Annotated in this window: 25 protein-coding genes; 9 read left to right on the forward strand and 16 right to left on the reverse strand. The window is 62.5% G+C overall.

The annotated features are described in order from the left end of the window. Positions 1-6 precede the first annotated feature (6 nt). Together BMZ70_RS20965 and BMZ70_RS20970 are read left to right on the forward strand one after the other, a co-directional pair. The gene (locus BMZ70_RS20965; protein ID WP_092279553.1) at positions 7-1,845 is read left to right on the forward strand and encodes a glycoside hydrolase family 28 protein; all 1,839 of its coding nucleotides are present in this window, start codon (positions 7-9) and stop codon (positions 1,843-1,845) included. Positions 1,846-1,884: 39 nt separating this feature from the next. Beyond that, on the forward strand, positions 1,885-2,367 hold the full coding sequence (locus tag BMZ70_RS20970; protein ID WP_092279059.1) for a hypothetical protein: 483 nt from the start codon (positions 1,885-1,887) through the stop codon (positions 2,365-2,367). A gap of 87 nt (positions 2,368-2,454) precedes the next feature. Here the strand turns inward: BMZ70_RS20970 and BMZ70_RS28415 are convergent, their stop codons facing one another. The 8 genes from BMZ70_RS28415 to BMZ70_RS21005 form a co-directional block, all read right to left on the reverse strand. After that, positions 2,455-2,592, reverse strand: a complete 138-nt coding sequence (locus tag BMZ70_RS28415) for a hypothetical protein (RefSeq protein ID WP_165403607.1) — start codon at positions 2,590-2,592, stop codon at positions 2,455-2,457. 74 nt (positions 2,593-2,666) lie between these two features. Then, the gene (locus BMZ70_RS20975) at positions 2,667-4,178 is read right to left on the reverse strand and encodes a glycoside hydrolase family 43 protein (protein WP_229205520.1); all 1,512 of its coding nucleotides are present in this window, start codon (positions 4,176-4,178) and stop codon (positions 2,667-2,669) included. Positions 4,179-4,225: 47 nt separating this feature from the next. Then, complete coding sequence (locus BMZ70_RS20980; protein WP_092279063.1) at positions 4,226-5,104, reverse strand: SMP-30/gluconolactonase/LRE family protein; 879 nt, start codon at positions 5,102-5,104, stop codon at positions 4,226-4,228. Then, positions 5,092-6,669: an aldehyde dehydrogenase (NADP(+)) gene (locus BMZ70_RS20985; RefSeq protein WP_092279065.1), complete on the reverse strand. Its 1,578-nt coding sequence runs from the start codon at positions 6,667-6,669 to the stop codon at positions 5,092-5,094. The genes BMZ70_RS20980 and BMZ70_RS20985 overlap by 13 nt, the downstream gene beginning before the upstream one ends. Before the next feature lie 82 nt (positions 6,670-6,751). Beyond that, the gene (gene kdgD, locus BMZ70_RS20990; protein ID WP_092279067.1) at positions 6,752-7,663 is read right to left on the reverse strand and encodes a 5-dehydro-4-deoxyglucarate dehydratase; all 912 of its coding nucleotides are present in this window, start codon (positions 7,661-7,663) and stop codon (positions 6,752-6,754) included. 134 nt (positions 7,664-7,797) lie between these two features. Then, entirely contained in the window at positions 7,798-8,538 is a 741-nt protein-coding gene (locus BMZ70_RS20995; RefSeq protein WP_092279069.1) for a FadR/GntR family transcriptional regulator, read from the reverse strand. Positions 8,539-8,687: 149 nt separating this feature from the next. Continuing rightward, entirely contained in the window at positions 8,688-9,491 is an 804-nt protein-coding gene (locus BMZ70_RS21000) for an HDOD domain-containing protein (RefSeq protein WP_092279071.1), read from the reverse strand. A 15-nt stretch (positions 9,492-9,506) separates the two neighbouring features. Then, the gene (locus BMZ70_RS21005; protein ID WP_092279073.1) at positions 9,507-10,931 is read right to left on the reverse strand and encodes a DHA2 family efflux MFS transporter permease subunit; all 1,425 of its coding nucleotides are present in this window, start codon (positions 10,929-10,931) and stop codon (positions 9,507-9,509) included. A gap of 77 nt (positions 10,932-11,008) precedes the next feature. On the opposite strand from BMZ70_RS21005, the gene BMZ70_RS21010 reads away from it, so the two are divergent. After that, on the forward strand, positions 11,009-12,328 hold the full coding sequence (locus BMZ70_RS21010) for a porin (protein ID WP_092279075.1): 1,320 nt from the start codon (positions 11,009-11,011) through the stop codon (positions 12,326-12,328). A 73-nt stretch (positions 12,329-12,401) separates the two neighbouring features. Here the strand turns inward: BMZ70_RS21010 and BMZ70_RS21015 are convergent, their stop codons facing one another. From BMZ70_RS21015 to BMZ70_RS21030, 4 genes are all read right to left on the reverse strand, one after another. After that, on the reverse strand, positions 12,402-12,983 hold the full coding sequence (locus BMZ70_RS21015) for a TerD family protein (protein ID WP_092279077.1): 582 nt from the start codon (positions 12,981-12,983) through the stop codon (positions 12,402-12,404). Between the two features lie 9 nt (positions 12,984-12,992). After that, positions 12,993-13,691, reverse strand: coding sequence for a TIGR00266 family protein (locus tag BMZ70_RS21020; RefSeq protein WP_092279555.1), 699 nt, complete (start codon positions 13,689-13,691; stop codon positions 12,993-12,995). Between the two features lie 24 nt (positions 13,692-13,715). Continuing rightward, positions 13,716-14,291 carry a TerD family protein gene (locus tag BMZ70_RS21025; protein ID WP_092279079.1) on the reverse strand — a complete coding sequence of 192 codons (576 nt, stop codon included), beginning with the start codon at positions 14,289-14,291 and terminating at the stop codon, positions 13,716-13,718. Positions 14,292-14,382: 91 nt separating this feature from the next. Beyond that, positions 14,383-15,432, reverse strand: a complete 1,050-nt coding sequence (locus tag BMZ70_RS21030) for a DUF475 domain-containing protein (RefSeq protein ID WP_092279081.1) — start codon at positions 15,430-15,432, stop codon at positions 14,383-14,385. 101 nt (positions 15,433-15,533) lie between these two features. On the opposite strand from BMZ70_RS21030, the gene nhaR reads away from it, so the two are divergent. The 6 genes from nhaR (at position 15,534) to BMZ70_RS21060 (ending at position 22,955) form a co-directional block, all read left to right on the forward strand. Further along, positions 15,534-16,436: a transcriptional activator NhaR gene (gene nhaR / locus BMZ70_RS21035; protein ID WP_092279083.1), complete on the forward strand. Its 903-nt coding sequence runs from the start codon at positions 15,534-15,536 to the stop codon at positions 16,434-16,436. A 202-nt stretch (positions 16,437-16,638) separates the two neighbouring features. Then, positions 16,639-18,315, forward strand: coding sequence for an OmpA family protein (locus BMZ70_RS21040; protein ID WP_092279085.1), 1,677 nt, complete (start codon positions 16,639-16,641; stop codon positions 18,313-18,315). Positions 18,316-18,339: 24 nt separating this feature from the next. Beyond that, positions 18,340-19,890 (forward strand): hypothetical protein, encoded by a 1,551-nt coding sequence (locus tag BMZ70_RS21045; protein ID WP_092279087.1) that lies wholly within the window; start codon positions 18,340-18,342, stop codon positions 19,888-19,890. Beyond that, entirely contained in the window at positions 19,887-20,717 is an 831-nt protein-coding gene (locus BMZ70_RS21050; RefSeq protein WP_092279089.1) for a hypothetical protein, read from the forward strand. Before BMZ70_RS21045 ends, BMZ70_RS21050 begins: the two co-directional genes overlap by 4 nt. A gap of 67 nt (positions 20,718-20,784) precedes the next feature. Beyond that, positions 20,785-22,122 (forward strand): hemolysin family protein, encoded by a 1,338-nt coding sequence (locus BMZ70_RS21055; protein WP_092279091.1) that lies wholly within the window; start codon positions 20,785-20,787, stop codon positions 22,120-22,122. Between the two features lie 29 nt (positions 22,123-22,151). Next, a complete protein-coding gene (locus BMZ70_RS21060) occupies positions 22,152-22,955 on the forward strand; it encodes a substrate-binding periplasmic protein (RefSeq protein WP_092279093.1) in 804 nt (267 codons plus the stop codon). Here the strand turns inward: BMZ70_RS21060 and BMZ70_RS21065 are convergent. The 4 genes from BMZ70_RS21065 to cyoE all read right to left on the reverse strand — a co-directional run bounded on the left by BMZ70_RS21065 (position 22,952) and on the right by cyoE (position 26,156). Next, complete coding sequence (locus BMZ70_RS21065; RefSeq protein WP_092279095.1) at positions 22,952-23,989, reverse strand: AI-2E family transporter; 1,038 nt, start codon at positions 23,987-23,989, stop codon at positions 22,952-22,954. The genes BMZ70_RS21060 and BMZ70_RS21065 overlap by 4 nt on opposite strands. Positions 23,990-23,995: 6 nt before the next feature. After that, positions 23,996-24,589 (reverse strand): SCO family protein, encoded by a 594-nt coding sequence (locus BMZ70_RS21070; RefSeq protein ID WP_092279097.1) that lies wholly within the window; start codon positions 24,587-24,589, stop codon positions 23,996-23,998. A 105-nt stretch (positions 24,590-24,694) separates the two neighbouring features. Continuing rightward, positions 24,695-25,246, reverse strand: a complete 552-nt coding sequence (locus tag BMZ70_RS21075; RefSeq protein WP_092279099.1) for a hypothetical protein — start codon at positions 25,244-25,246, stop codon at positions 24,695-24,697. 13 nt (positions 25,247-25,259) lie between these two features. Then, on the reverse strand, positions 25,260-26,156 hold the full coding sequence (cyoE, locus tag BMZ70_RS21080; RefSeq protein ID WP_092279101.1) for a heme o synthase: 897 nt from the start codon (positions 26,154-26,156) through the stop codon (positions 25,260-25,262). Position 26,157: the final 1 nt, after the last annotated feature.

Genomic DNA, 26,157 nt, shown 5'->3' on the forward strand with positions numbered 1-26,157 from the left:
TACAGCATGACCATCAATAATCAACGCCGCAACCTGATGAAAGCCTTGCCTGCGGCGGGCCTGTCGTTCAGTCTTCCCGCCGTTGCCGCCACCGCGCCCGATCCGTGGCTGCAGGCACAGTCCATCATCGACCGTGTATCGAAGCCGCTCAAGTTCCGCAAAGAGGATTACAACATCACCGCCTATGGCGCCAAGACCTGCAAGCTGACCAAGGTGAAGGCATGGGTCTCCCACGAAGACCAGGAAGAACTGGGCACGCCGGCCGCCGATGCGCCGGACTGCTACGCAGCCATCAAGAACGCCATCCAGGCTTGCCACGATGCGGGCGGCGGACGCGTCGTGATCCCGGCCGGCGACTGGTTCGTGGCCGGCCCTATCGTGCTGCTGTCGAACGTGAACGTCCACCTGAACAAAGGCGCGCACGTCTACTTCAGTCACAACCCGGCGGACTTCGCCAAGTACGGCGATATCGACTGCGGCAAGCACGGCAAGCTGACCATCTCGCGCTGGCAAAGCAACGACTGCCTGAACTACTCGCCGATGGTATACGCCTACGGCCAGGATAACATCGCGCTGACCGGCGACGACTGGACCGCGATCCTCGACGGCCAGGGCGGCGTACCGTTCAACGACGCCGGCGATTGCTGGTGGACCTGGAAGGGCAAACAGAAAACCATCAACTCCATCGGCCAGGGAACCACGCCTAACTTCAAGGCCGGCAAGATGTCCGAGAACACGGTAAATCCGCTCAACGCGCAATCGCTGGCCACCGTCGCACCGGCGCTGACCGAAGCGGAGCGCGTGCTGATTCAGGGTGAAGGCGATAAATGGCGCGCCGATGCGTCCTATCTGCCGGCACTGTCGGAAGCCGGCGTGCCGCTGTCGAAGCGCATCTTCGGCGTCGGCCACTACCTGCGCGCGCCGATGATCCAGCTGATCGGCTGCACCAACGTGCTGCTGCAAGGTTATCGCGTACAGAACACGCCGTTCTGGCAGCACCACCCGGTCCACTGCCGCAACCTCGCAATCCGCAATGTCGAGATGCACAGCCACGGCCCGAACAGCGACGGCTTCGATCCGGAAGCCTGCGACCACGTGCTGGTCGATGGCTGCACCTTCGACACCGGCGACGACTGCATCGCCATCAAAGCCGGCAAGGATCTGGACACGCAGTACGGTCCTTCGCAGAACATCGTGATCCAGAACAGCATCATGCACAGCGGTCACGGTGGCGTGACCCTGGGCAGCGAGATGGCGGGTGGTATCCAGAACGTGTTCGCGCAAAAGCTGGTGTTCGAGAACGCCAACTGGAAAACCAATCCGCTCAACACGGCGATCCGCATGAAGACCAATATGAATCGCGGCGGCTTCCTGCGCAATTTCTACGTGCGCGATTGCACGGTGCCAAACGGCGTGCAGATCTCGCCGTCGTTCTATGCGTCGCTGCCAGGTTCGCCGATCCAATCGAAGACCGTGGCCACGGCGGCCGGCGCCATCGTCACCTTCGATTGCGACTACACGCCGATCAGCGACAACGTGCGTACCCGCCCGCCAGTAGTGGACAACATCCAGATCTCCAACATCAAGGCCGGCAATGTCACCAAGGATGGCAAGACCGCGTCGTGCTTCCAGGCGATCGTGATCCTCGGCCCGGTGGCGTCGGACTACAACGGCCCGCAGCCGATGCCGCCGGTGGTCCCTGTCACCAACGTGTCGATCAGCGACTGCGATTTCGGCACGCCGGTGAACGCGGCGGCGCCGTGGTATCTGTATAACGTGAAGGGGCTGACGCTGAAGAACGTCACCATCGGCGGCAAGGTGCACAACACCACTTTGTCCGCATAGTTGACATATACTGGCAGGACTTCAACCGGGAGACCTGCCATGCGTCCACTGCTCGTGCTGTTCTTGCTGTCCTCCACCGCGGTGCAAGCCGCGCCGGCCGAAGCGCTCAAGCCGATGGCGTTCCTGGCGGGGCATTGCTGGAAAGGCGAATTCCCGGATGGGAAGCAGACCGACGAGCATTGCTTCTCATGGATACTCAACGGCCACGCGCTGCGCGACGTCCACACCGTGCGCACGCCGGGCAAGCCGGACTACGTGGGCGAAGCCATCTACCACTATGACTCGGCGGCCAAGGTGGTGAGCTATCTCTACGTGGAAAACGACGGTGGCTTCAGCCGCGGCACCATGAAGCCGACGGCGACAGGACTCGAATTCCCGGAAGCCCAATACATCAACGGCAGCATGGTCCTGCCCTACCGCGTGCAATGGACCGTCAACGCCAACTCCTACGAAGCCTTCAGCGAAATGTACGTCAAAGAAAAATGGATCACCCAGTTCAAGATGGTCCTAAAGAGGCAGTAGTCACTGGTGAAATAAAACGAAATCACTAAAGTAACCAAGGGGAACAACCCGATTTTTACCAATTCAAATATCTGAATTAACGCACTGTTATCTGGGTAACAGTCCTTTTACCACGCCGGTTGCTTTTAACGTGTTGTCGGGCAGGCGTTTGACGAACCCTAACGAGGAACCGTCGCATTTTTGTGCCTCGTCATACCCCGCTTTCATCAAGTAGCTTCGTTTCATGGCACACCTCCGCATGGTGAGTGACCATTTTACTGAGGTGGTTTGGTATCCGCCTTTGACGCAAAACAAACGAATCAAGGAGTGATGCGGAAGTAGTCGATGTCGGCGTGGCCGGATGGGCCGGCGCTGAAGAGGCCCATCTGGGCGCCTACCCAGCGGCCCATTTTGGCGGTGAATTGGGCGCCGATTGGCGTGTACTTTGCGCCATCGATGCTATACGAGAATTGGGTGACGCCGCCGGCGAGCACTTGCATACGCAGCCACACTCCCGGCGATGGCAGGTCCACGCCTGCTTCTTGCTGTTCGTGGCACTGCAAGTCAGCCTTGTAGCAGCTGACCAGCGCCAGCTGCGTTCTGCCGTCGTTGCGGCGCGTGCCTAGCCAGGCGTAGTCGGAGCCGTACATCACCAACCCCGCTACGCCGCCATCGGACAGGCCAGAGGCATCGAACTGCGTAGTCACGGTGAAGGTTTCAGCCGGCAGTTTTTGCAGCAGCAGCGACGGCACGTCCCACAGGTTGACGGAACGCGTTTGCGAGAACAGGCGCAAGCGCCCCTCGCCCAGCGCGTACCACGACGGCTGCCAGTTCGCGTTCCATTGCCATTGCAGTCCAAGCACCGCGCCATTGAACTCATCGCTGGTTGGCGGTGCGGCAGCAGCGTGACCGGTCACCGGCATGCGGTAACTCGGCAACGGCTCGCCGGCGGCGCCGCCAACATCCTTGCCGATCAGCGGCCAACCATCGCGCCATGTCATCGGCTGCAGATGCACCACGCGGCCATAGGCACGCTTGTCCTGGAAGTGGATGAACCAATCCTCGCCTTGCGGCGTCTGCACCCATGCGCCTTGGTGCGGACCGTTCACTGGCGAGCTGCCCTGCGCCATCACGATACGGTCCTCATACGGCCCATTGATGCTGCGCGAACGGAACGCCGACTGCCAGCCGAATTCCACACCGCCCGCCGGCGCGAACACGTAGTAGTAGCCATCGCGCTTGTAGAACTTCGGCCCTTCCAGCGTGGTGTACTTGGGCAGCTTGTTACCGTCGATGATGACGGTGCCTTTATCGTCGAGCAGGCGGCTGGCGTCCGGCGCCATGCGGCGCAAGGTCAGCACGTTGGCGAAACCGGCGCGGCTTTTGGCCCAAGCATGTAAAAGATACGCCTGGCCGTCATCGTCCCACAGCGGCGTTGGATCGATCAGGCCTTTGCCGGCCACCAGCAACTGAGGCACGCTCCACGGACCGGCGAAGTCTTTCGCCGTCATCACGTAGATGCCGAAATCGGGATCGGGATAGAAAATCCAGAACTTGCCGTCGTGGTAGCGCAGGCACGGCGCCCACACGCCCTTGCCATGCTGCGGCTTGGCGAAAACATCGAGCGGCACTTGCTGCGGCAAGGCGTGGCCGACCAGCGTCCAGTTGACGAGGTCCGGCGACTGCAACAATGGCAAGCCGGGAGCGCTGTTAAAACTGGAGGAAACGAGATAGTACATATCGCCGACGCGGATCGCATCAGGATCGGAATAGTCGGCGTGGATAATCGGGTTTTGATACTGCAGCGGCGCAGTGCTGCACGCGGCCAGCAAGGCCGCAAATAAAAAGGGCAGACACCGTTGCAGTATCCGCCCCATCATCATGCTCCGAACAGCGTTTCGGCCACGCCTTTGACACCAGGCCGCAGCATCACCACCGAACCGCCCCACTCCGCATCTTCCGGCTTGCCGGAGACGATGGAAGTGACCAGCAGCGTATCCAGATCCTTGCCGCCAAAGGCGCACATGGATGGCTTCAGCATCGGTACATCGACGCGGCGATCCACTTTGCCGTCCGGCGTGTAGCGCAGCAGATAGCCGCCGTCGTTAGCGCAGATCCAGTAGCAGCCATCGGCATCGACCGCAGCGCCGTCCGGACGGCCGGCCTGGCCCGTCATGTCGGCAAACACGCGGCGGTTGCCTGGCACGCCATCGGCGATATCGTAATCGAACGCCCACACCATGCGCCGCTGCGGATGCGAATCCGACAGATACATGGTGCGGCCATCCGGCGAAAACGCCGTGCCGTTCTGCGTCAGCAGCTCGGACACGAACGGCGCGGAAATGCCGCGTGAAGCATCGTAGCGATACAGCTGGCCGACTGCCTTGGCAGCGCCCATGTCCATGAACATGGTGCCGGCCCAGAAGCGGCCCTGACGATCGCAACGACCATCATTAAAACGCATGCCTTCGCCCAGCCCCGCAGCCGGCGCGGCCAGCTTGAATGCCGTCGCGGCTTGCGCCTCGCCCAGCTCCAGGCTGAAGATGCCGGTCTCCATGCCCGCAATCAGGCCGCCGCCGGATTTGGCCGCCACGCAGGCGACCATCTCGGCGTTGTCCCAATAACGGGCGGCGCCGGTCGAACCATCCATGCGCCACACGCGGCGCGCAGGAATATCGACCCAATACCAGGCGCCTTCCGCCGCGCTCCACGTTGGGCTTTCGCCCACCGTGCAGCTCACGCCATTTACGCGTTCCATACCAGATCACCGTTCACAACGCGCGGGATCTTCTGTGGATTGGCATCCTGCAGCGACTCAGGCAGCAGGTAGGCCGGCACGTCCTGGTACGACACTGGACGCAGGAAACGGTCGATGGCCGACGCGCCCACCGAGGTGGTGCGGCTGTCCGAGGTCGATGGGAACGGGCCGCCGTGCACCATCGCGTGCGCAACTTCCACGCCGGTGCCGAAGCCGTTGAACAGGATGCGGCCCACTTTGCGCTCCAGCACTGGCAGCAGCTTGGTGGCCAGCGCCTTGTCGTCGGCGGTCGCGTGCACGGCGCCGGTCAGCTGGCCTTCCAGGTGCTCGGCCACGGCCAGCAGTTCTTCTTCGTTTTCAGCCACGACCAGCAGCGAGGTTGGGCCAAAGATTTCGCCTTCCAGCGCGGTATCGGTCAGGAAGCGCTTGGCGTCAACCTGGTACAGGAACGCTTGCGCGCCGCATGGCAGATCGTTGGTCTGGCCGGCGGCAACCTGCTTCACGCCTTCCACGCCAGCCAGGCCTTTTACGCCGCTGGTGTAGGCTTTGTGGATGCCAGGGGTCAGCATGGTGGTGGCTTGCTTGGCGCCGATGGTGCCGGCGGTAGCATCAACGAAGGCTTGCAGCTTGTCCGACTTCAGCGCGATCAGCAGGCCTGGGTTGGTGCAGAACTGGCCCGAGCCCAGGGTCAGCGAATCGGCGAACGCTTGCGGCAGCTTAGGATTATCCAGCGCGCCTGGCAGCAGGAACACCGGGTTGATCGAGCTCATCTCTGCGTACACAGGGATAGGTTCTTTGCGGGCAGCGGCGGTGTGCATCAGCGAAACGCCACCAGCGCGCGAGCCGGTGAAGCCGACGGCCTTGATGAACGGGTGCGCCACCAGGTTCTGGCCGATGGTCTGGCCCGAGCCGATCAGCATCGAGAACACGCCTTCTGGCAGGCCGCTCTCTTCAACGGCTTTGGCAACTGCCTTGCCGACCAGTTCCGAGGTGCCGAGGTGAGCCGAGTGGGCTTTCACGATGACCGGGCAGCCGGCAGCCAGTGCCGAGGCGGTATCGCCGCCAGCCACCGAGAACGCCAGCGGGAAGTTCGATGCGCCGAACACGGCCACAGGGCCCAGGCCGATTTTGCGCAGGCGCAGGTCAGGACGCGGCGCTGGTGCGCGGTCCGGCAGCGCGCTGTCCAGGGTCGCGGCCTGGAAGCGGCCGTCGCGCACCACTTTGGCGAACAGGCGCAGCTGGGTGCAGGTGCGACCGCGCTCGCCTTCCAGGCGGGCTTGCGGCAGGCCGGTTTCCAGCATGGCGCGCTCGATCAGGGTCGGGCCCAGATCCATGATGCGGTCAGCGATGGTTTCCAGGAACTTGGCACGCACTTCCAGGCTGGTTTCGCGGTACACATCGAAAGCCGCATTGGCCAGTTCGGCAGCGCGTTGCAGATCGGCAGCGCCGGCCAAACCGAACGCTGGTTCTATTTCCACATTACGCGATGGGTCGACTGCTTTGACAGTACCTTCTTTACCGACGAAGGCGGTGCGACCAATGATCATTTCTCCTGCTACTTGCATTTTTTAGGCTCCGTATGTGTGAAAAGCGCGGACTTGCCGCGCTTTATGATTTGTTTTTCGCTCTAACTAATAGCTTACCTGATTATTGGGCGCCTTGCTTGAGCATCAGCTTATGCAGCATATCGATTTCTTCGGCATTCAGGTCAGTCAACGGTGCGCGCACCGGACCGGCATCGTGGCCGGCCAGCTTGGCGCCGGCCTTGACGATCGACACGGCATAGCCAGCCTTGCGGTTGCGGATGTCCAGGTATGGCAGGAAGAACTCGTCGATCATGCGGTTCTGTTCGGCGTGGTTGTCCGAAGCGACGGCGTGGTAGAAGTCCATCGCCAGTTTCGGCATGAAGTTGAACACGGCCGACGAGTACACCGGAGTGCCCAGCGCCTTGTACGCGGCGGCGTACACTTCAGCGGTTGGCAGGCCGCCCAGGTAGCTGAAGCGGTCGCCCATTTTGCGCCAGATCGAGACCATCAGTTCGATGTCGCCGATGCCGTCCTTGAAACCGATCAGGTTAGGGCAACGGTCGGCCAGGATGGCCAGCGAGGTTGGGCTCAGGCGGCAGTTGGCGCGGTTGTAGACCACAACGCCCAGGTTGGTGGCTTTGCAGACCTCGGCCACGTGTTCGATCAGGCCGTCTTGCGAGGCTTCGGTCAGGTAGTGTGGCAGCAGCAGCAGGCCTTGCGCGCCAGCCTTTTCGGCTTCCTTGGCGTAGGCAGCGGCCACGCGGGTTGGGCCGCCGACGCCGGCCAGGATAGGCACCTGGCCACGGCAGGTGTCCACGGCGGTCTTGATGATTTCAGGATATTCCTGTGGGGTCAGCGAGAAGAACTCGCCGGTGCCGCCGGCGGCGAACAGCGCGCTCGCGCCGTATGGAGCCAGCCATTCCAGACGTTCAATATAGGTCGACTTGCGGAAGTTGCCTTCGGCGTCAAAGTCGGTAACCGGGAACGACAGCAGGCCGGAGGAAAGGATTTTTTTCAGGTCATTCGGTTGCATTTACAGTCTCCAATTTTGACGTCTGGTGGGATGAGGGCGACATTTCGTATCGCGTTGTATGACATCGTACAACTAGATCTAAATGGAAGCAAGCGATTTCACATCAACTGTGACCTCGCCTGCTCAAACGTTGCTTATTGGCTTACTTCCTGCTGCGCGCGACGCAGGCGCTCACGGCTGTTGCTCAGATGGGTACGCATGGCGGCGCGGGCCGCCTCGGCATCCTGACGCAGGATGGCGTGGTAAATATCATCGTGCTCGCGGTTGACGCGCTCCTGGTACGCCACCGGGTCGTCATGCGCCAGCTGCGCCGAGTCGAGGCGCGCGCGCGGGATGATGGTGTTGCCGAGGTCGCTCAGGATATCGACGAAATAGCGGTTGCCGGTGGCCTGCGCGATCAGCAGGTGGAAGGCCTTGTCCGACTCCACCGCACCCTGGCGGTTTTGCGAGGCGACGATGCGCTTGAGCGCCGCGTCCATCGACTGCACCTGCTCTTCCGTGCGGCGGGTGGCGGCTAGCCAGGCCGCTTCGGTTTCCAGGCTGATGCGCAGTTCGAGGATGGACAGTACGTCGCCGATGGTGCGGATGGTATCGGACGAGAAGATATTGGCCGGCTGCGGCTCCAGCACAAAAGTGCCGATGCCGTGGCGCGTCTGCACCAGCCCGGCCGCCTGCAAGTGCGAGATGGCCTCGCGCACCACGGTGCGGCTGACGCCGTGCATTTCCATGATCACCGACTCGGTCGGCAGCTTTTCGCCCGGTTTCAGCGTGCCCGCCTGGATGCTGGTGGTAAAGCTCTCCACCACGCCTTGGGCGAGGTTGCGGTGCTTCTTCTTGGGCGGGGCGACTGCGGCCGGGGTGGCGATCTGATTCATGGCTGTTTTACTGTTGTATGACGACTATAGGATACACGCAATGGCGTGCATCGCGGTTGGCATATTGCCAGAGTTTGGCTGCCAATTGTGTCTTCAACATCATTTTCGCCACACATTCGGGGCGAATTAGAGGCGAACACTTAAAACACTTAAACCAGCAGCGCGGTCATCATGGAAGAGGCGTCATCGGAAGCTTCGCGCAGCAGGGCGTCGTCGATCAGGCCGTCGAGCGGAACGCCCTCCTCCGCTGCTGCAAACGGCGAGCGCGCTGGCGCCAGCCGCTTGGCCAGCAGCAACGTGTCGCGCAAGCCGATCGGCGGCGGCGTCAGCATGGCGCCGCGCAGCGCGACGATGGCCTGGCTGACCGGCTCGGGGATGGCCATCTTCTTCATCAGCTCGCGCGAGATGATTTCCTGCGCCGCGCCCATCCACTCGGCCGGATCATCCAGCAGGCCAGGGATCTCGTCGGCGCGCGACAGCAGATAAAAGCCGCCGGCCTCATGCACGATGCCGGCAAACAGCGCGGTATCGGCATCGGTGGCGGTCAGCTTGCGGGCGATCACATGGGCCAGCGCCGACGTGTGTGCGGTGTGGCGCCACAGCTGGTCGGCCTGGCGGCGCAGGCCCTCGTCGCGGATGCGGGCGCCGAACTGGCGCACCACCATCGCGGCGGCCATCGAATACAGGTTGCGGAAGCCGACCCGCTGCACCGCCGCCCGCACGCTGGTGACCGGCACGCCGCTGCGGTTGAACACCGCCGCATTGGCCAGCGCCACAGTGCGCGCCGCCAGCAGCGGTTCGCTCAAGACCTTGCGGATCACGTCGTCCGTTTCGCAGTCGGGATCGGCCAGCGCCAGCTGCAACCGCAGGGCCGCGTTGACGCTGGTGGGGAACACCAGCTCGCCGCGCGCGGCCTGGTCCACAATCTGCGAGAAGTCTTTTAGTTTTTCCATAGAAACATTATAGCCCTATAACCCGGCCCCCGCTTTGCGTTGCAAGCGCAATGCATCGATCAGCCCGAGCAGGCTCACCAGCGCCACCAGCAGGAAGGCCAGCCGGTAATCGATGGCCGGCCAGTCGGCGATGCCGAGCTGCTGCGCGCTCCAATGGCCGAGCCGCACACCGGTCGCACCCAGCGCCACGCCAAGCCCCAGCGCGACCTGGAAGGCGGTGCTAAACAAGGTATTGGCCGCCGCCATGCGCGGCTGCGGCACATCGGCAAACGCGATGGTGTTAAGCGCGCTGAACTGCATCGAGCGCGTCAGGCCGCCGACGAACAGGATGGCGGCGATCAGCCACACCGGCGTGGCCGGCGTCAGCAAGGCACAGGCCGCCAGCGCGCTGACGTTCGCAAGGCCGTTCACCAGGATCACGGGCTTGAAGCCGAAGCGGCGCAGGATGGGCGTGGTAGCCGGCTTCATCATCAGGTTGCCGGCAAACACAGCAATCACCAGCAGGCCGGAATGGAAGGCGTCAAGTCCGAAGCCGAGCTGGAACATCAGCGGCAGCAAGAATGGCACGGCGCCAATCGCCATGCGGAACAAGGAACCGCCGACGATGGTGATGGTGAAAGTAGGAATCGCAAACGAGGACAAATCGATCAGCGGATGCGCGGCGCGTTTCAGGTGCCAGCCCAGCGCGGCCAACAGCAGCAAGCCAATCAGCAGGCAGGCCACGGCCTCTTGCCAGTCCGGCTGCTGGCCGCCGATCACTTCCGCGCCCCAGGTCAACAGGAATAAGGCGCTGCCGCTCAGCACAAAGCCGGGCCAGTCGAACGGCCGCCGCTCGGCGGCGCGCTGGTCGGGAATCAGCTTCCACGCCAGCACCAGCGCGATCAGGCCAAGCGGCAGGTTGAGGTAGAAAATCCAGCGCCACGATGCATAGCTGGTGATGAAGCCGCCCACCGGCGGCCCCAGCACCGGCGCCACCAGCGCCGGCCAGGTCAGCGTGGCAATGGCCGCGATCAGCTTGTCCTTGGGCGTATTGTTGAGCACCACCAGCCGGCCGACCGGCACCATCATCGCGCCGCCCGCGCCTTGCAGCACGCGCAGCCAGACAAACTCGGTGAGGCTGTGCGCCATCCCGCACAGCACCGAGGCCAGCGTGAAGATGGCCAGCGCCGCCGCAAACACGCGGCGCGCGCCGAAGCGCTGCGCCACCCAGCCGCTGATCGGGATGAACACGCCCAGGGTCAGCAGATAGGCGCTGACGCCAATATTCAGGGCCAGCGGCGCCACGCCGAACGCGCGCGCCATGTCGGGCACCGCCGTGGTGATCACGGTGCCATCCAGATTCTCCATGAAGAACGCCCCCGCCACCAGCAAGGCTATCCATCTGCTAGTACCGTCTAAACCGTTTAGTGTGTTTTTCAAACCACGCTCCGAAACGAACATACGTGCTAATTTTACGGCACTGCTATAAAGTCCACATTACAAACACAACAACGAAGCACAACAACGGAGACAACCACATGAAGAGAACTGCCGCCTACGCAGCGTGCCTGTCCGCGCTCGCCATTCTTTCTGGCCACGCTGCCGCACAATCCTCAGTCACGATGTATGGCACGCTCGATGTAGGCCTCGACCGTGTCGATAAAAGCCAGGGCAATGTACAGGGTACCGTGTTCGGCGTCAGCGGCACCACGCCGGTACCGAACAGCATCGCTTCACCGGCCACCGTCACCTCGCGCCTGACCCCTTCGCACACGCGCCAGAGCAATATTGGTTTCAAAGGCGTGGAAGACCTGGGCGGCGGCTACCGCGGCCTGTTCGTGCTGGAGGGCGGCGTCACCATCGATAACGGCGGCCTCGCCAACGACAACCGCCTGTTCGGCCGCCAGGCCTACGTCGGCCTGACCACGCCGGTCGGCGAAATCAAGCTGGGCCGCCAGGCCAGTCCGATGCTGATCTCCTACTACCTGGTCACGCCGGAAGCGCTGGGCTCGACCGACTTATTCGGCGCCGGCCTGGTGGTCAACACCGTGCAGACCTGGCAGGACAACCAGATCAGCTACGCCATCAAGAAAGGGCCGTGGACCGCGATCGCGTCGTACTCCACCAACTCCGGCATCGGCAGCGGCATCAGCGCAGCGCGCTCGGTGGCCACCTCGTCGACCCCGGTCGCGACCGGCGCCACCGGCCAGATCGTCGGCGGCCTGACGGCCGGCACCGAAACCGCCAGCGGCCGTGGCCGCACCACCGGCGCCATGCTGGCCTACCGCACCGACGAACTGGTGGCGCTGGCCTCCTACCACCGCAACAACTTCGACAACGTGCCGATCGGCGTAGTCGCGGGCGGTAATCTGGTGCCGCTGTTCTTTGGCGAGCACTTCACTTCCTACATGGCGGCCGCCAAGTACACCTTCCCCGGCGTCGGCACCTCGATCGCCGTGGCCGGCCACAACGCCCAGTTCACCCTGCGCGGCAATACCGATCCTGAAGTGCGCACCTGGACCGCCACCCTCAAGCATCCGGTCGGCGCGTTTGATTTGACGGCGGTGTTCCTCAACACCTACTTCACCAACTACACCAAGGGCAAGGATCGCGGCCTGATGCTGGGCGTGGACTATAACTTCTCCAAGCGCACCGCCTTCTACACGCGCTTTGGCGGCATCAAGGACCGTCGCGGCAATGCGGTGGTCAGCAGCGCTACCCCGCTGCCGCTGGCGGGCGGTCCGGGCGCCATCCTGATCCCGCTGGGTACGCAGGAAGTGCCGCTGTTCTCGGGCGCCGGCCAGAACATTGACGCCCGCACCACCATGCTGAGCCTCGGCTTGCGTCATTCGTTCTAATGAAAAAAAACGGAGCACTGCCGGTACAGTGCTCCGTTAAAGACTACTCACAGCGGGAATCGTTATAAATCGTTTATAAGTGAGCGGCGATCTGCGGCAGCAGGTCGTCGAAAGTACGTCCGTTACCGTTCTCGCCGATCGCGTGCATCTTCCACTCGCCATTGTGGCGATACAGCTTGGCCATGATCTGCGCCGAGTGCGGTCCTTGCACCGACAGGTTGAAACGGGCAACCTCTTTGCCATTGCCTGCATCCAGCAAACGGCAATACGCATTCTCCACCTGCGCGAAAGTCTGGCCGGTGAAGCTGTTCACCGTGAACACCAGGCTCTTGATATTCGACGGTACCGCGTTCAGGTCGACGTTGATCTGCTCATCGTCGCCATCGCCGGCGCCGGTGCGGTTGTCGCCGGTGTGGACCACGCTGCCGTCCTTGCTTTTCAGCTGACGGAAGAAAATCACATCCACCGGACGATGGCCTTCATCGAACAGCACGCACGAAGCGTCCAGGTCGACTGCTTCGGTCTTGGCGCCGAAGCCGAGGAAGCCCTTACTCTTGATAGCGTCCCAGCCGAGACCCATCGTCACGCGGCCAAGCGCACCGCCGGCTTCCTTCTCCAGCGAGATCTTCTGGCCCTTGCTCAAATTGACTGACATAAAAACTCCTTATTGCGCGGACTGGCGCAGCAACCAGGCCTGGAACGAAGTACTGTTACGCGAGCAGATCAGGACTTTGCCCTTGCCCGAGAAACGCAGCACCATGCCCTCGCCGCTGGTCTGGCTGTTCACCAGGTTGCTGAGGAATCCGCTGTTGCCGCCCGTGGTGACCGAGATTTCGTAGCGCAGCGCGCTATCCCATGCCACCACGTGCGAGTTATCGATAATGATGTCGCGGCCCGGCTCCACTTCCAGCTGCGAGATCCCGCCGAAGCCGGACACCGCCACCTGGCCCACACCACTGGTCTCGGTGATGAAGAAGCCGCCGCTTTGCGCAAACAGCGCATTGCCGACGCTCTGCGTGCGCACCTTCAGCTCGACGCCGGAGGTGGCGGCGACAAACGCGCCGTCGCTCAGCATGTACTGCTGGTTGCCGACGTCGAGGATCTGCATCGCACCGGGCAGGGTTGGCGCCAGCAAGCAATCGCCGTCGCCGCGCACCGCCTCGATGTGCTGCTGGAAGAAGGACTCGCCGTTGGCAAAGCGGCGCATGATTGCAGCGCCGATGCCGCCGGTGATCTTGCCCTTCAAATCGAGCGCGGCTTCCATCATCACCATCGCGTCCGATTCGCAGTAGATTTTTTCACCCTGCCGCATCGAGACATGCAGGAAGGGATCGACGTCACCAGTGATCGAAAATACAGGCATGATCAAGAGTCCTTTCCGTGTGAATTAAACGCCGACGCCGAACGAGCCGGCCAGCGGACCGAGGCCACCCTTGAAGCCCTGGCCGACGGCCTTGAACTTCCAGTCGCCGCCGTTGCGATACACCTCGCCGAAGATCATGGCCGACTCGGTCGAACCGTCTTCCGACAGGTCGTAGCGGGCGATCTCGGCGTTGCTGCCGGCATTGACCGTGCGGATGAACGCCTTTTGCACCATGCCGAAGTTCTGGCGGCGGGCATCGCCTTCGTGGATGGTGGCGCAGATCGCGATGCGCTCCACGTCGGCCGGCACCTTGGTCAGGTCGATGGTGACGGTTTCGTCGTCGCCATCGCCGGCGCCGGTGCGGTTGTCGCCCGAGTGGGCCACCGACTGGTCAGGCGATTTCAGGTTGTTGTAGAAAATGAAGTCGCTGTCGTTGCGCACTTTGCCGTCGACTTTCAACAGGAAGGCCGAGCCATCCAGGTCGAAAGCATTGCCGTCGGTGGTGCGTACATCCCAACCGAGACCGACCACGATCTTGGTGAGGCCGGGAGCTTCCTTGCTCAGGTTGACGTTGCCGCCTTTTTGCAGACTGATTGCCATTTGTGATACTCCTAAAAATGAAAACCGGACTAGGTACTAGGTACTACGAGGCGGCGAGCCGTTGTCCGTAATGAACGGCCCGCCGTATTCTTTACGCCGTGACGGCGAGAGTTTCTTGCTGGCGGCGGTGGCGTACAGAGGACCACACCGAAGCTGCGATAAACGCCACGCCAATCAGGCCGGTGAAGATCTCAGGCACATGGAACTTCATGCTTGCCAACATAATCGCGGCCAGGATACCGATCGCGTAGTGGGCGCCGTGTTCGAGGTACAGGAACTTGTCCAGCGTGCCCTTCTTCACCAGGTAAATCGTCATCGAGCGGACAAACATCGCGCCAATCGCCAGGCCCAGCATGATGATCACGACGTCGGTGGTAATCGCAAACGCGCCGATCACGCCGTCGAAGCTGAACGAAGCATCGAGCACCTCGAGGTACAGGAAGCCGCCGATACCGCCGCGCTTCACCATATCGCCGACGTTGCCGCCGCCCTCTTCTTCCTTCTCCAGCAGGCTGCTGATGCCATCGACACCGACGTAGATCAGGATGCCCCACAGGCCGCTAATCAGCACCACCAGCTTCTGGCCTTCTTCCACCAGCGCCATACAGCCGAGCAGCACGCCGATCGCGATCATCACCGAAACCGAGGAGATGCGCCCCAGCGAACCGAGCTTCTTCTCGAAGTTACCGAGCCAGTGCGTTTCCTTCTCCGAATCCAGCAGGAAGTTCAGGAACACCAGCAGCAGGAACATGCCGCCGAATGCCGCCACCTCAGCGTGGTGATTGGTCAGGTGCGTCGAATAGGTCTTCGGATCATTCAGCGCCAGCGTCCAGACGTCGACCACATTCATGTCCGCAGCCACCGCCACAATCACCAGCGGGAACACCAGTCGCATACCAAACACCGCGATGATGATGCCGATGCCGAGGAACAGCTTCTGCCAGTACTCATCCCAGGTCTTCAACACCGAGGCGTTCACCACCGCGTTGTCGAACGACAGCGAAACTTCCATCGCCGCCAGAATCAGCGCGATACCAAAGGCGGACAAAGCGCCGCCCCACCCTGCAAGCTCATAGCCCCACCAGCCTGCCAAACCAAGACAGATAAAGCTGACGAGGAAAGAAATTCTGAAGTGCTTCATCGTTTTCTCTCGTAGTTATTAATCGATGCACGCAGTGTAAAGAAAACCGACACTTTGAAAAATAGAAGATAATTGAAGTATTACTTCGTAAAAATCGAACTATGAAAAACAGCGGATTGAATTTCAGACACTTGTATTTCTTCTGGACCGTGGCCAAGGAAGGCGGCGTCACGCGTGCTGCAGAGAAGCTCGGGCTGGCCGTACAGACCATCAGCATGCAACTGGCCTCGCTGGAGCAAGCGATCGGCAAGCAGTTGCTTGAACCGCAGGGACGGCGGCTGGTGCCGACCGAAGCGGGCCGGATGGCGCTCAGCTATTGCGACCAGATCTTCGCGCTCGGCGACCAGTTGCAGGACGCGCTGGAAGAAGCCGACACCGGCAAGATGCGCCTCACCGTCGGCATCTCCGACTCGTTGCCCAAGCTGATCGCCTTCCGCCTGCTGCAGGCGACACAAAACATGGGCACGCAAGTGCGGCTGGTGTGCATGGAGGATGAATTCGAAAACCTGCTGGCCGACCTGGCGCTGGGCAAGCTGGACGTGGTGCTGACCGACCGCACCGTGCGCGCCGGCGGCAGCCTGAAAGTATTCAGCCACCTGCTGGGTGAAAGCGACATGAAACTGTTCGGCACCCACAAGCTGGCGCGCAGGTACCGGCGCAACTTCCCGGCCAGCCTGGACGGCGCGCCGCTGCTGCTACCGACCCGCAACAACGCCCTGCGCGGCCGCATCGACGCCTGGCTGGTGCAGCACGGCGTGCGGCCGGAAATCGTCGGCGAGTTCGAGGACAACGCCATGCTGAACACCTTCGGCCGCAACGGGCTGGGCATGTTCTTCGCGCCGTCGGCGCTGGCGCAGGACATCGAAGACCAGTTCGGCGCCGTGCTGATCGGCGACGCCCCCGAGCTGCGCGAGCACTTCTACGCCATCTCCAACGCCCGCAAAATCACCCACCCGGCCATCGAGGCCATCATGAACGCCGTCCACGCCGGTCTGTTTTCCTGACGCTACTCTGATCTAGCGCAAACCCGCGCGAAATACCCCGCCTAGAATAAATGCCGTCCCTCGCTGCACATCGTGCAGCGGGCTGAGGCATTGTGACTTTTGGTGAGAATTAACGACTGGAAAGTATGCGAAAATATTTACAATAAGAAACAATTTTAACTTTCGCTCAACACACCCTTCCATATCCTCCAGCGAGATTCTCTTGAAAACCTCCGTCAAGTTCCTCACGGTAGCCGTGTGTACCACCCTGGTCAGCGCTTGCGCCACTGATCCACGGACCGGCCAGCCATCGTTCCAGGAAACCTTTGCCAGCAAAGATCCTTGCTCCAACAATGCCCGCAACATCGGCATTGCCGCCGGCGCGGTGTTCGGCGCCATCCTCGCCAACCAGGTCAAGCATTCCGATAGCGCGCGGATCGTCGGCGCACTGGCCGGCGCCACCGTCGGCGGCTTGATCGGCAAGGATATGGACGACCGCCGCTGCGCCCTGTCCAAGATCGCCAGGCAATACGACCTGAAGCTAAAGACCTCCACCGTGCTGGCCAACGGCGCCGTGGTCGATGACGCCAGCCTCGATAAAAACAAGAATGCCGAGGCCATCAAGAAAAGCTCGGTCGGCATGGTGGTGGAAGTACACGAACAAGCCGGCAGCGGCGGCCATTTCGAAACCAATTCCGACCAGCTGACCGAACAGGCCCAACGCTACTTCTCGGCGATAGCCGATTCCTACAACGAGCGGCTGGCCGCCAACAACATCCAGGATCCCAAGGCCAAGGCGGACTACATCGCGCAGATCAGCAAGCGCAAGATCCTGCTCATCGGCCATACCGACGACACCGGCAGTTCACGCCTGAACGCCGACTTATCCGAACGCCGCGCACGCACCGTCGCCGCCTACATGGAAAAGCGCGGCATCGCCAAAGACTCGCTGTACTTCCAGGGCGCGGGCGAAGCTTATCCAGTCGCTGACAACAGCAGCGAAGATGGCCGCGCGCAAAACCGCCGCGTGGAAATTGTCGAAGTTGCCGATGCTGAAGGTTTCAATCGCTACCTGGCCGACCGCAAACCGCGCTACGAGTTCTATCGCACCGGCGAGGCCGCCGCGCCTGCCGCCATTGCCCAGGCCACGCCCGCCGCCGCACCGCTGGTCGCCGCCGCGCCGGCCAAAACCACCACCGCCAAGCCGGCGAACAACAAGCCGGCCAGCAAGCCAACTGCACCGGCCACCGCGCCCACGACAACCACCACGGCCGTTGCCGCAGCCAGGCCGGCGGCAGCAGCGCCAGCCGCAGCCGCCGACGGCATCGATTTTGGCGGTGCGCCATTCACTGCCGGTGGCAACGTCGATATCGGCCAGCTTGCCAGTGCCAAGCGCGCCACGTTCTCGCTGATCAGCACAGCGTATGCCGACGAGCCAGCCATCATTGCCGACTGCTCGCGCGACCGGCCGCGCATTGCCAACAGCGTCAAGACGCTGACGGACGGCAAAGTCTACAAGACCAGCGAACACCTGCCCGGCCTGTATGGCAAGACTTGGGCCGACATCGTCAACGGCCACCTGATCGTGTTAAACAAGGTAGCCGTGCTGGCCGGCGATGGCGCCGCCGCCAACCTGCCGGAATTCAAGGTCTACTCCGGCTACAACCCATCCAACAGCGCCAGCGCAGTTCCCACGCTGACCGCCACGCCGGCGGTCAATACCTACCTCGGCAACAAGGGCGTGCTGTATCGCATGTTCTTGAACGGCAAAGGCGGCTTGAACTGTGTCGACGTGGTGTTCGCCAACGATGGCGCCGCCCAGGCCAAGAGCGGGCGCCTGCTCTACTCGCGCTCCGCGCGCCTGATGTCGGCGGACTTCAAACCTGCAATCAATAAATAACAAACAAAACAAAGGGATGCTCTCATGAAGGAATTTATTTCAACTTATCCGGCGCTGGCCTGGAGTATCGTCAGCGTGATGCTGGCACTGGTGGTGGTGGCCACGCTGTGGCAGCAGCTGAAATGGTGGTGGTTTAACACCTGGGTCAATTTCCCGCTGATCGGCCGCATTGCCGCGCTGTCGCGCGACGCCAATGAAGACGTGTCGTATCCGGGCTGGTTCTCCGGCGAGCGCACGCTGTGCCAGGAGTACAAGAATTTCGTGCACGTGCAGGACGAGCATGACTTCAACGAAAAGGTCACCTACCTGACCAAGGCCGGCGACAACGGCCGCCGCAACACGCCGGGCTGGATCTGGCTGCTGACGGTATCGATGGTGTTTGTCGAAGCGCTGGGTTTCTCCTACGTGCTGGCCGGCTACACCATTCCCGGCGCCAGCGAGAATCTGCAGCAAACCGGCGCCTACGGCATCGCCTTCCTGATTTCGGTGATCCTGGTGGCCTTCACCCACTTTGCCGGCCACGAGCTGTACAAATCGGGCCGCATCAAGAACGCGCGCCGCGAATGGGTGGAAGACAAGCGCCGCTTCAAGCTGTCCACCGGGACCATTCCGCTGGCGCGCCCGCAGAACAGCGATGACGACATGCCGGCCTACACCCAGCTGTGCAACCGTGTCGGCGCCCACCCGACCTATCTGGTCTCGATCGCCACCCTGATCATCGTACTGCTGATTGCCGGCGCGGCGACCTATGTGCGCAGCCAGGTGCTGGAAAAAGAACTGGTGGCGCGCGTCACCCAGGTCAACAAGCAGATCGACAGCGGCAACCAGGCCGCCGCCGACAGCCTCGACATGAGCAACACCAGCGTGCGCCTGCCTGCAGCCGACGCCGCTGCCGACCATGACGCCGACAAGAAGGTCGCCGCCGACGAGGCCGACATCGACCGTCACGGCGGCTGGGCCACCTTCATCGTACTGGCCTTCGTGTTCGTGTTCCTGCAACTGCTGGGCGTGATCTTCGGCTACCGCTGGGGCTTTGCCGGCGAGAACAGCGCCGAAGCCTACCGCGATATCGGCGGCGGCCGCTATTCCAGCTATACCGCCGTGCGCGAAGGCTACCGCCGCATCGCCGACACCGCACAAGCGCGGCTGGCGGTGCTGCAGCAAAAAATCATGGCCAAGAACAGCGATGTCGGCACCTCGGGCCAGCACCTGAGCAAAACCTTCCGTGACTACATCCAGGAAACCCGCATTGCCGAACAGGCCGAACGCCAGAACGAACGCCAGCACGCGGCGGTAGTCCGCCAGCAAGCTGCGGCTGCGGCCACCGCCGCGCCGGTGACGCCGGCAGCACCAGTACCTGCACCGGCTGAGGCGACGGCAACAGCTGCGGCCGAGCCGACCGTCGACAGCATCATGGCGCAACTCGATGCACTGGGCGACGACAAGCCCGCCAAGCTGGCCCTGCTCGACACCCTGTCCGCCGACCTGAATGCTCAGGTGGTGGCCGCCCTCAAGCAGCAGAAGGAAGAGAAAGCCCGCCGCGCCCGCAATGCCGAACTGGAGGACTTGCTGTGAAGTGGAGCCTGACGCTGCTGCAATTCTGCCTGGCCGGCGCCGCCTGCGCCGGCAATCTTGACGCCGTCCGTAGCTGCCAGGACAAGATGCTGCCGCCGTTCCCACCGTCCGCGCGCGAGCTGATGGTGGTGATCGACCAGACCACGCCACTCAGCCCGGCGTTGCAGCAATCGGTGGCCAACAACCTGAAGCCCTTCCTGGCGGCCGGCAATAACTTCAGCGTGGTGGTGTTCTCGGCCTACACCCAGGGCCACTACACCGACATGCTTACCTCCGGCAAGCTGGACGCCGCGCTGCCAGCCGAAGTCCGCAATGAAGTTGCCAAGCCTTTGCTCGCCAAGCTGGACCTGTGCCAGCAACGCCAGCCGCAGCAGGCGGCGCAAGCGGTCGGCCAGGCACTGCGCACCGCCTTCCAGGGCGCCAGCAGCAATATCGCCAAGTCCGATATCTTCGCCAGCCTGAAATCGGTGTCGACTGTCATTAAGCAATCGACGGCGGCCGACAAGGTGGTCCTGATCGTCTCGGACATGCTGGAGAATTCCTCGGTTGCCAACTTCTACGCTGACCAGGGCCACTCCGTGCGCAACGTGGTGGCGGCCAAGGAACTGCGCGCGGTGGAGGACAACCGCCTGCTGGCTGACTTTGGCGGCGCCCGCGTCTACGTCATCGGCGCCGGCCTGCTGGCGGACGACGCGGCCCATAACAAGAGCTATCGCGACCCCAAGACCATGCAGGCGCTGCAGGCGTTCTGGAGCGAATACTTCAACAAGTCCAACGCCAGACTGATGGAATTCGGCCAACCGGCCCTGCTGAACCCGGTCCGGTGAAAATCCGGCCCCACCGGATTTCGTTTAAGATGGCGGTTTCGACCACGTAGACCGCCGCTCGGCCCCTATGCAAAACTTCCTGCTTGTCGTTCTCGCCATCTTCCTGGTTGCGTTGAACGGTTTCTTTGTCGCTGCCGAATTCGGCATCGTCACTCTGCGAAAAACGCGCGTTCGCGCCATCGCCAAGACTCAGGGAATCAAGGGGCGCATCCTCGGCAAGGTGCACGGCGAACTGGATGCTTATCTCTCCGCCTGCCAACTCGGCATCACGCTGGCCTCGCTCGGCCTGGGCTGGGTCGGCGAGCCGGCCTTCGCCGGCCTGCTGGAGCCGCTGCTGACCTTCGTCGGCATCACCTCGCCGGAACTGGTGCACGGCATCGCCTTCGTGTTTGCCTTTGGCGTGATCTCGTTCCTGCACATCGTGGTCGGCGAGCTGGCACCCAAGTCGCTGGCGATCCGCATGCCGGAAGTGGTCGGCCTGTGGAGCGCGCTGCCGCTGTATGGCTTTTACTGGGCCATGTTCCCGTTCATCTACCTGCTCAACGCCAGCGCCAACATGGTGCTGGGCCTGGCCGGCCTGTCGGGCAAAGGCGGCCACGACAGCCACTACTCGGTCGATGAGCTCAAACTGATCCTGCGCACCAGCCAGCCGGGCGAAAAATTCAACCAGGACGAACGTAACATCCTGGCCCACTCGCTCGATTTCAGCGACCTGTCGGTGTCCGACCTGATGCGCCCGATTAACGAGGTGATCAGCCTGCACGCGGCCCGTCCGCTGGCCGACAATCTGGACACCATGCTGCGCAATCGCTTCAGCCGCTACCCTTACTACGACAAGGATGGCGAGACCGTGCTGGGCGTGGTGCACTTGAAGGATTTGTTCTTCGCCATGCAGTCCGGCAAACCCATCACCGACCTGGTGCCCTTCCTGCGCCCGGTGGAAACGATTTCGGCCCGCACCCCGGCGCTGGAACAGTTCCGCCGCTTCCGCGACGGCGCGCCGCACTTCGCGCTGATTGGCGAAAAGGGCAAGCGCCCGCTGGGCTTCGTCACCCTGGACAACCTGCTCGGCGCGATGGTGGGCGAGATCCACGACGAATTCCGCCTCAACGAAAACGACTGGCTCAAGCAGCCGGACGGCACCCTGATCGGCAAGGCCAGCCTGCCGATCTTCTCGCTTGAGCGCACCCTCGGCATCGATATTGAAAATGAAGAGCTGGGCCTGGAAGAGGTAGAATCGGTAGGCGGCCTGATTATGCTGAAGCTGGGCGATATCCCGAAACAGGGCCAGCGCATCAGCTTCCGCAGTTTCGACATCGTCGCCAAGAAAATGAACGGTCCGCGCATCCTGCTGGTCAAGGTCATCCCGAAAGACGATACCGAGGACAACGCCGACCAGGACTGACGGCGCCCCCAGCGCGCCACGGAGGAGATATGTTTGCCCGCCTGATCCTGTGTAGCGCCCTGCTCGGCCTGAGCGGCACGGCCGGCGCCGAGACCGAAGCCCCCTGCGGCCACCTGCGCAGCGCCTTCTACGAGTATGGCGCGCTCTACTACAAAACCGCCGACGGCCACTGGACCGGCATCGACAAGGATGTGGTCGACGAAGTGGCGCGCCGGCTCGGCTGCATCATCGACCCCAGCACCGATTCGCGCGTGCGCATCTGGGCCGGCCTGAACGGCGGCACCATCGATCTGTCGGTCTCGGCCTTGTCGACGCCGGAGCGCGAGAAGGTCGGCCGCCTGGTGCCCTATCTGTCCGAACGCAACTACGTGTTGCTGAGCAAAGAGGTCAGCTCCAATGTCCACAGCATGGAAGACTTCATCGCCGATCCCGGCATCCGCATCGGCGTGATCAAGTCCTTCCGCCACGGCAAAGCCTACGACGCCTGGCTGGAACGCCTGCGCGCCAAGGGACGGGTGTATGAGGCGCCCGACTATGAAGCCATGCTGCGCCTGCTCAAGGTCGGCCGGGTGCACGCCATCATGGCCAATATCAGCGGCTGGTATCCGCTGCTCAAGCAGCAGCACATGGCGGGCAGCTACCGCATCATGGACTGGGCGCCGCCCAAGGACTTGCTGATCGGCGGCCTGATCCTGTCGCGCCAGCACGTCGACGAAGCGCTGGCCACGCGCATCAGCCAGACCATCCGCGCCATGCGCGAGGACGGCACGCTGAAGCGCATCTTTGAGCGCCACCTCGATGCCGAGCTGGCGGCGAAACTGCTGAACTTCTAGGCGGCGCTGCCGGTCCAGTTGCGCAGCAGGCCCAGGCCCACCGCCAGCAGGGTCGGGCCGATGAACAGGCCGACAAAGCCGAACGCCAGCACGCCGCCCATCACGCCCAGCAGCACCAGGATGAACGGCAAGCTGCTGCCGCGCGAGATCAGCATCGGCTTGACCACGTTGTCGACGCCGCTGATCACGAACATGCCCCACACCAGCATGAAGATGGCCCAGCCGGTGCTGCCCTGATTGAACAGCCAGATGGTGGCGCCGCCCCAGATCAGCGGCGGGCCGACCGGGATCAGCGAGAACAGAAAGGTGGCCACCGACAGCAGCGCCACCGCCGGCACGCCGGCAATCAGGAAGCCGACCGCCGCCACCGCCGCTTGTGCCAGCGCGGTGCCCAGCAGGCCATACATCACGCCACGCACGGTGCGGCTGACGGTATCGGCCACGGTCACGCTTGGTTTGCCGATCAGCTTATCCATGCCGGTAGCCAGCGCCTGCAGGATGGCCTGGCCGTCGCGGTACAGGAAGAAGCTGACGAACACCGCCAGGCTGACCTGCGCCACGCCGCTGCCCAGCACCATGCCGCCGCCGAGCAGCATGCGGCGGCCCGGTTCCAGCAGGTTCTTGGCGGCGTTCAGCAATTCCTCGCGGCTGTGCAGCAGCTTGCCGAGATAGTTGTACGCGGCCTCGCCGACCAGCGGCACGTCCTTCAGCCAGACCGGCGGATCCAGCGTGCCGCTGCCGAGGCCGGCCTTGACCTGATCGAACACATCGGAGGCGTTGTCGGCGATATTCCAGGTGACCAGCGTCAGCGGCACGATGATCAGCAGGGTCAGTCCCACACTCATCACCAGCGCGGCGATGGTGCGGCGCTGCTTGAGGCGGACCAGCAGGCGCTGGTACAGCGGCCAACTGGAAATGGTGATGGCGGCGGCGAACAGGATGGCAGCCAGGAACGGACGCAGCACGGTCAGGCAGCCAATCACCAGCAGTACGATGGCCGCGAGGCGGGTGTAGGGTTGGAAGCGCTGCTGCATGGCCGATCAGCCCAATAACAGTTTGATGTCATGCACGGCTGGGGCGACGCCCTGGCCGGAGCGCAACAGCAGACGCAGCTTGCCTTCCTTGTCGAACACATAGCTGGCGGCGCTGTGGTCCATCGAATAGCTACCCTTGGTACTGCCCGGCACCTTGGTGTAAATCACCTTGAACTCCTGGCCGACGGCGGCGGTCTGTTCCGGCGTGCCATACAGGCCGATGAAGCGCTTGTCGAAGGCCGGCACATACTGGGCCAGCAGTTCCTGCGTATCGCGCTCGGGATCGACGGTGACAAACAACACCTGCACCTGATCCGCTTGCGGGCCGAGCTGCTTGAGCACCTCGGTCATTTCCGCCATCGTGGTCGGGCAGACGTCGGGGCACTGGGTATAGCCGAAGAACATCACCACCACCTTGCCCTTGAAGTCCGCCATTGTGCGCGGCTTGCCGGTGTGGTCGGTGAGCGCGAAGTCCTTGGCGAACGAAGCGCCAGTCAAGTCCGTGCTCTGGAACTCCAGCTTGGGCGCGGCCCCCTGCTTCTCGCCGCAAGCGGCCAGCAAGGAAACAGCAATCAAAGCAAGGGCGAGAACTTTTTTCATCAGCGTTGGTCTTTCGGTTGAACTGGTTGAGCTTGAACTGGGTCTAAGCAGCATGATACCGCTAGAGGAGGCCGGCGTCTGCTCAAGGAGCTCAGATAAAACCGATCAAATTTGTGCGCTGAGATGTAACAACGCCATGTAAGGTGGATAGGACTTGAGGTCGGGATAGGTTGCTCGGTAGTAGCAGGACCAGTAGCTGATGACTCGGCGCCGCGCGGTAGCGAGGTAGAGTGGGTTGTCGGTCAAGAAGCGCCGGTATGGCTCGATGCTGATGCTGGGGAGCGCGTCGTAGATGACGTGAGCGATTTCGACCACGTATTCGCCCAGTAATTGCACGATATAGGGCACCGCGAACTCGTCGCCGCGTTCCAACAATTGCGTCACGCACTTCTGACGGAGATAGCCGTCATGGTGACGGGTGCCGAGGCAGAGCAGCAAGGAGTCGTCTTCCGGCCCAGCCATGAGAGCAGAAGGAAAGTAGAGACGTACTGGAATCTCCAGCTGCTCGCCGTTCAACAGCACATCATATCCCCACAAGCGATAGGGATGATCCGGGATCAGGCGCGCTATGTCGGCCGCGCGCGAGGATAGCGCCGCCGGGAATGCTTTAGGGACGTAGACCGGGGCGGCGGTATCGATAGCGTGGTTAGCCGGCACACCGCCTCCCGCGTCAGAATTTCAGGTAGTGGTCGACCAGCAGGGCCAGGAACAGCAGGCCGAGGTAGATGATGGACCAGGCGAAGGCTTTGCGGGCGATCTGGTCGGTGTAGTGGCGGTAGACTTTCCACGCGTGGCGCAGGAACACGGCGTTCAGAATGATGGCGCTGACCAGGTAGATCAGGCCACTCATCTGTACCGCATACGGCAGCAGCGTGGTCGCCGCCAGCGCGATCGAGTACAGCCAGACGTGGAACTGGGTGAATTTCATGCCATGCGTGACCGGCAGCATCGGCAGGCCGGATTTGGCGTAGTCGTCACGACGGTACAGCGCCAAGGCCCAGAAGTGCGGCGGGGTCCAGACGAAGATGATCAGCACTAGCAGCCATGCCTGCATCGGCACGTCATTGGCCACCGCCGCCCAGCCCAAAGCCGGCGGCATCGCGCCCGACAGGCCGCCGATGACGATGTTCTGCGGCGTCGAAGGCTTCAGGATCATGGTGTAAATAATCGCATAGCCGAGGAAGGTGACAAAGGTCAGCCACATGGTCAGCGGATTGACCAGCGTGTACAGCACCCACATCCCTGCCCCGCCGATCACCAGCGCAAACACCACCGTCTGCGATACCGAGATATTCCCCAGCGCCATCGGACGGCGCGCGGTACGCGCCATGCGGGCGTCGATCTCGCGCTCGGCCAGGCAGTTGACAGCAAACGCCGCCCCGGTCAGCAGCCAGATGCCCACCGTCGCGTACAGCACCAGCGACAGCGACGGCAAGCCGTCCGCAGTACCGAGGAACATGCCGATGACGGCACAAAACACGGCCATCATGGTGACGCGTGGCTTGGTAAGCGCCCAGAATTGCGAGGCGCGGCTCTGTGATTTGCTGCTGATGGTTTGCGTGGTCATG

The sequence above is a fragment of the Duganella sp. CF402 genome (assembly GCF_900109645.1).
GTDB lineage: Bacteria > Pseudomonadota > Gammaproteobacteria > Burkholderiales > Burkholderiaceae_D > Rugamonas.

Bases quoted from the DNA above. Each gene is read 5' to 3' on its own strand.
- nhaR (WP_092279083.1), top strand. From the start codon at position 15,534: ATGAAAAACAGCGGATTGAATTTCAGACACTTGTATTTCTTCTGGACC.
- BMZ70_RS21025 (WP_092279079.1), bottom strand. From the start codon at position 14,291: ATGGCAATCAGTCTGCAAAAAGGCGGCAACGTCAACCTGAGCAAGGAA.
- BMZ70_RS21070 (WP_092279097.1), bottom strand. From the start codon at position 24,589: ATGAAAAAAGTTCTCGCCCTTGCTTTGATTGCTGTTTCCTTGCTGGCC.
- kdgD (WP_092279067.1), bottom strand. From the start codon at position 7,663: ATGCAACCGAATGACCTGAAAAAAATCCTTTCCTCCGGCCTGCTGTCG.
- BMZ70_RS21010 (WP_092279075.1), top strand. From the start codon at position 11,009: ATGAAGAGAACTGCCGCCTACGCAGCGTGCCTGTCCGCGCTCGCCATT.
- BMZ70_RS20965 (WP_092279553.1), top strand. From the start codon at position 7: ATGACCATCAATAATCAACGCCGCAACCTGATGAAAGCCTTGCCTGCG.
- BMZ70_RS21065 (WP_092279095.1), bottom strand. From the start codon at position 23,989: ATGCAGCAGCGCTTCCAACCCTACACCCGCCTCGCGGCCATCGTACTG.
- BMZ70_RS21000 (WP_092279071.1), bottom strand. From the start codon at position 9,491: ATGGAAAAACTAAAAGACTTCTCGCAGATTGTGGACCAGGCCGCGCGC.
- BMZ70_RS20985 (WP_092279065.1), bottom strand. From the start codon at position 6,669: ATGCAAGTAGCAGGAGAAATGATCATTGGTCGCACCGCCTTCGTCGGT.
- BMZ70_RS21005 (WP_092279073.1), bottom strand. From the start codon at position 10,931: ATGTTCGTTTCGGAGCGTGGTTTGAAAAACACACTAAACGGTTTAGAC.
- BMZ70_RS20970 (WP_092279059.1), top strand. From the start codon at position 1,885: ATGCGTCCACTGCTCGTGCTGTTCTTGCTGTCCTCCACCGCGGTGCAA.
- BMZ70_RS21020 (WP_092279555.1), bottom strand. From the start codon at position 13,691: ATGCCTGTATTTTCGATCACTGGTGACGTCGATCCCTTCCTGCATGTC.
- cyoE (WP_092279101.1), bottom strand. From the start codon at position 26,156: ATGACCACGCAAACCATCAGCAGCAAATCACAGAGCCGCGCCTCGCAA.
- BMZ70_RS21045 (WP_092279087.1), top strand. From the start codon at position 18,340: ATGAAGGAATTTATTTCAACTTATCCGGCGCTGGCCTGGAGTATCGTC.
- BMZ70_RS20995 (WP_092279069.1), bottom strand. From the start codon at position 8,538: ATGAATCAGATCGCCACCCCGGCCGCAGTCGCCCCGCCCAAGAAGAAG.
- BMZ70_RS21055 (WP_092279091.1), top strand. From the start codon at position 20,785: ATGCAAAACTTCCTGCTTGTCGTTCTCGCCATCTTCCTGGTTGCGTTG.
- BMZ70_RS28415 (WP_165403607.1), bottom strand. From the start codon at position 2,592: ATGAAACGAAGCTACTTGATGAAAGCGGGGTATGACGAGGCACAAAAA.
- BMZ70_RS21030 (WP_092279081.1), bottom strand. From the start codon at position 15,432: ATGAAGCACTTCAGAATTTCTTTCCTCGTCAGCTTTATCTGTCTTGGT.
- BMZ70_RS20980 (WP_092279063.1), bottom strand. From the start codon at position 5,104: ATGGAACGCGTAAATGGCGTGAGCTGCACGGTGGGCGAAAGCCCAACG.
- BMZ70_RS21015 (WP_092279077.1), bottom strand. From the start codon at position 12,983: ATGTCAGTCAATTTGAGCAAGGGCCAGAAGATCTCGCTGGAGAAGGAA.
- BMZ70_RS21060 (WP_092279093.1), top strand. From the start codon at position 22,152: ATGTTTGCCCGCCTGATCCTGTGTAGCGCCCTGCTCGGCCTGAGCGGC.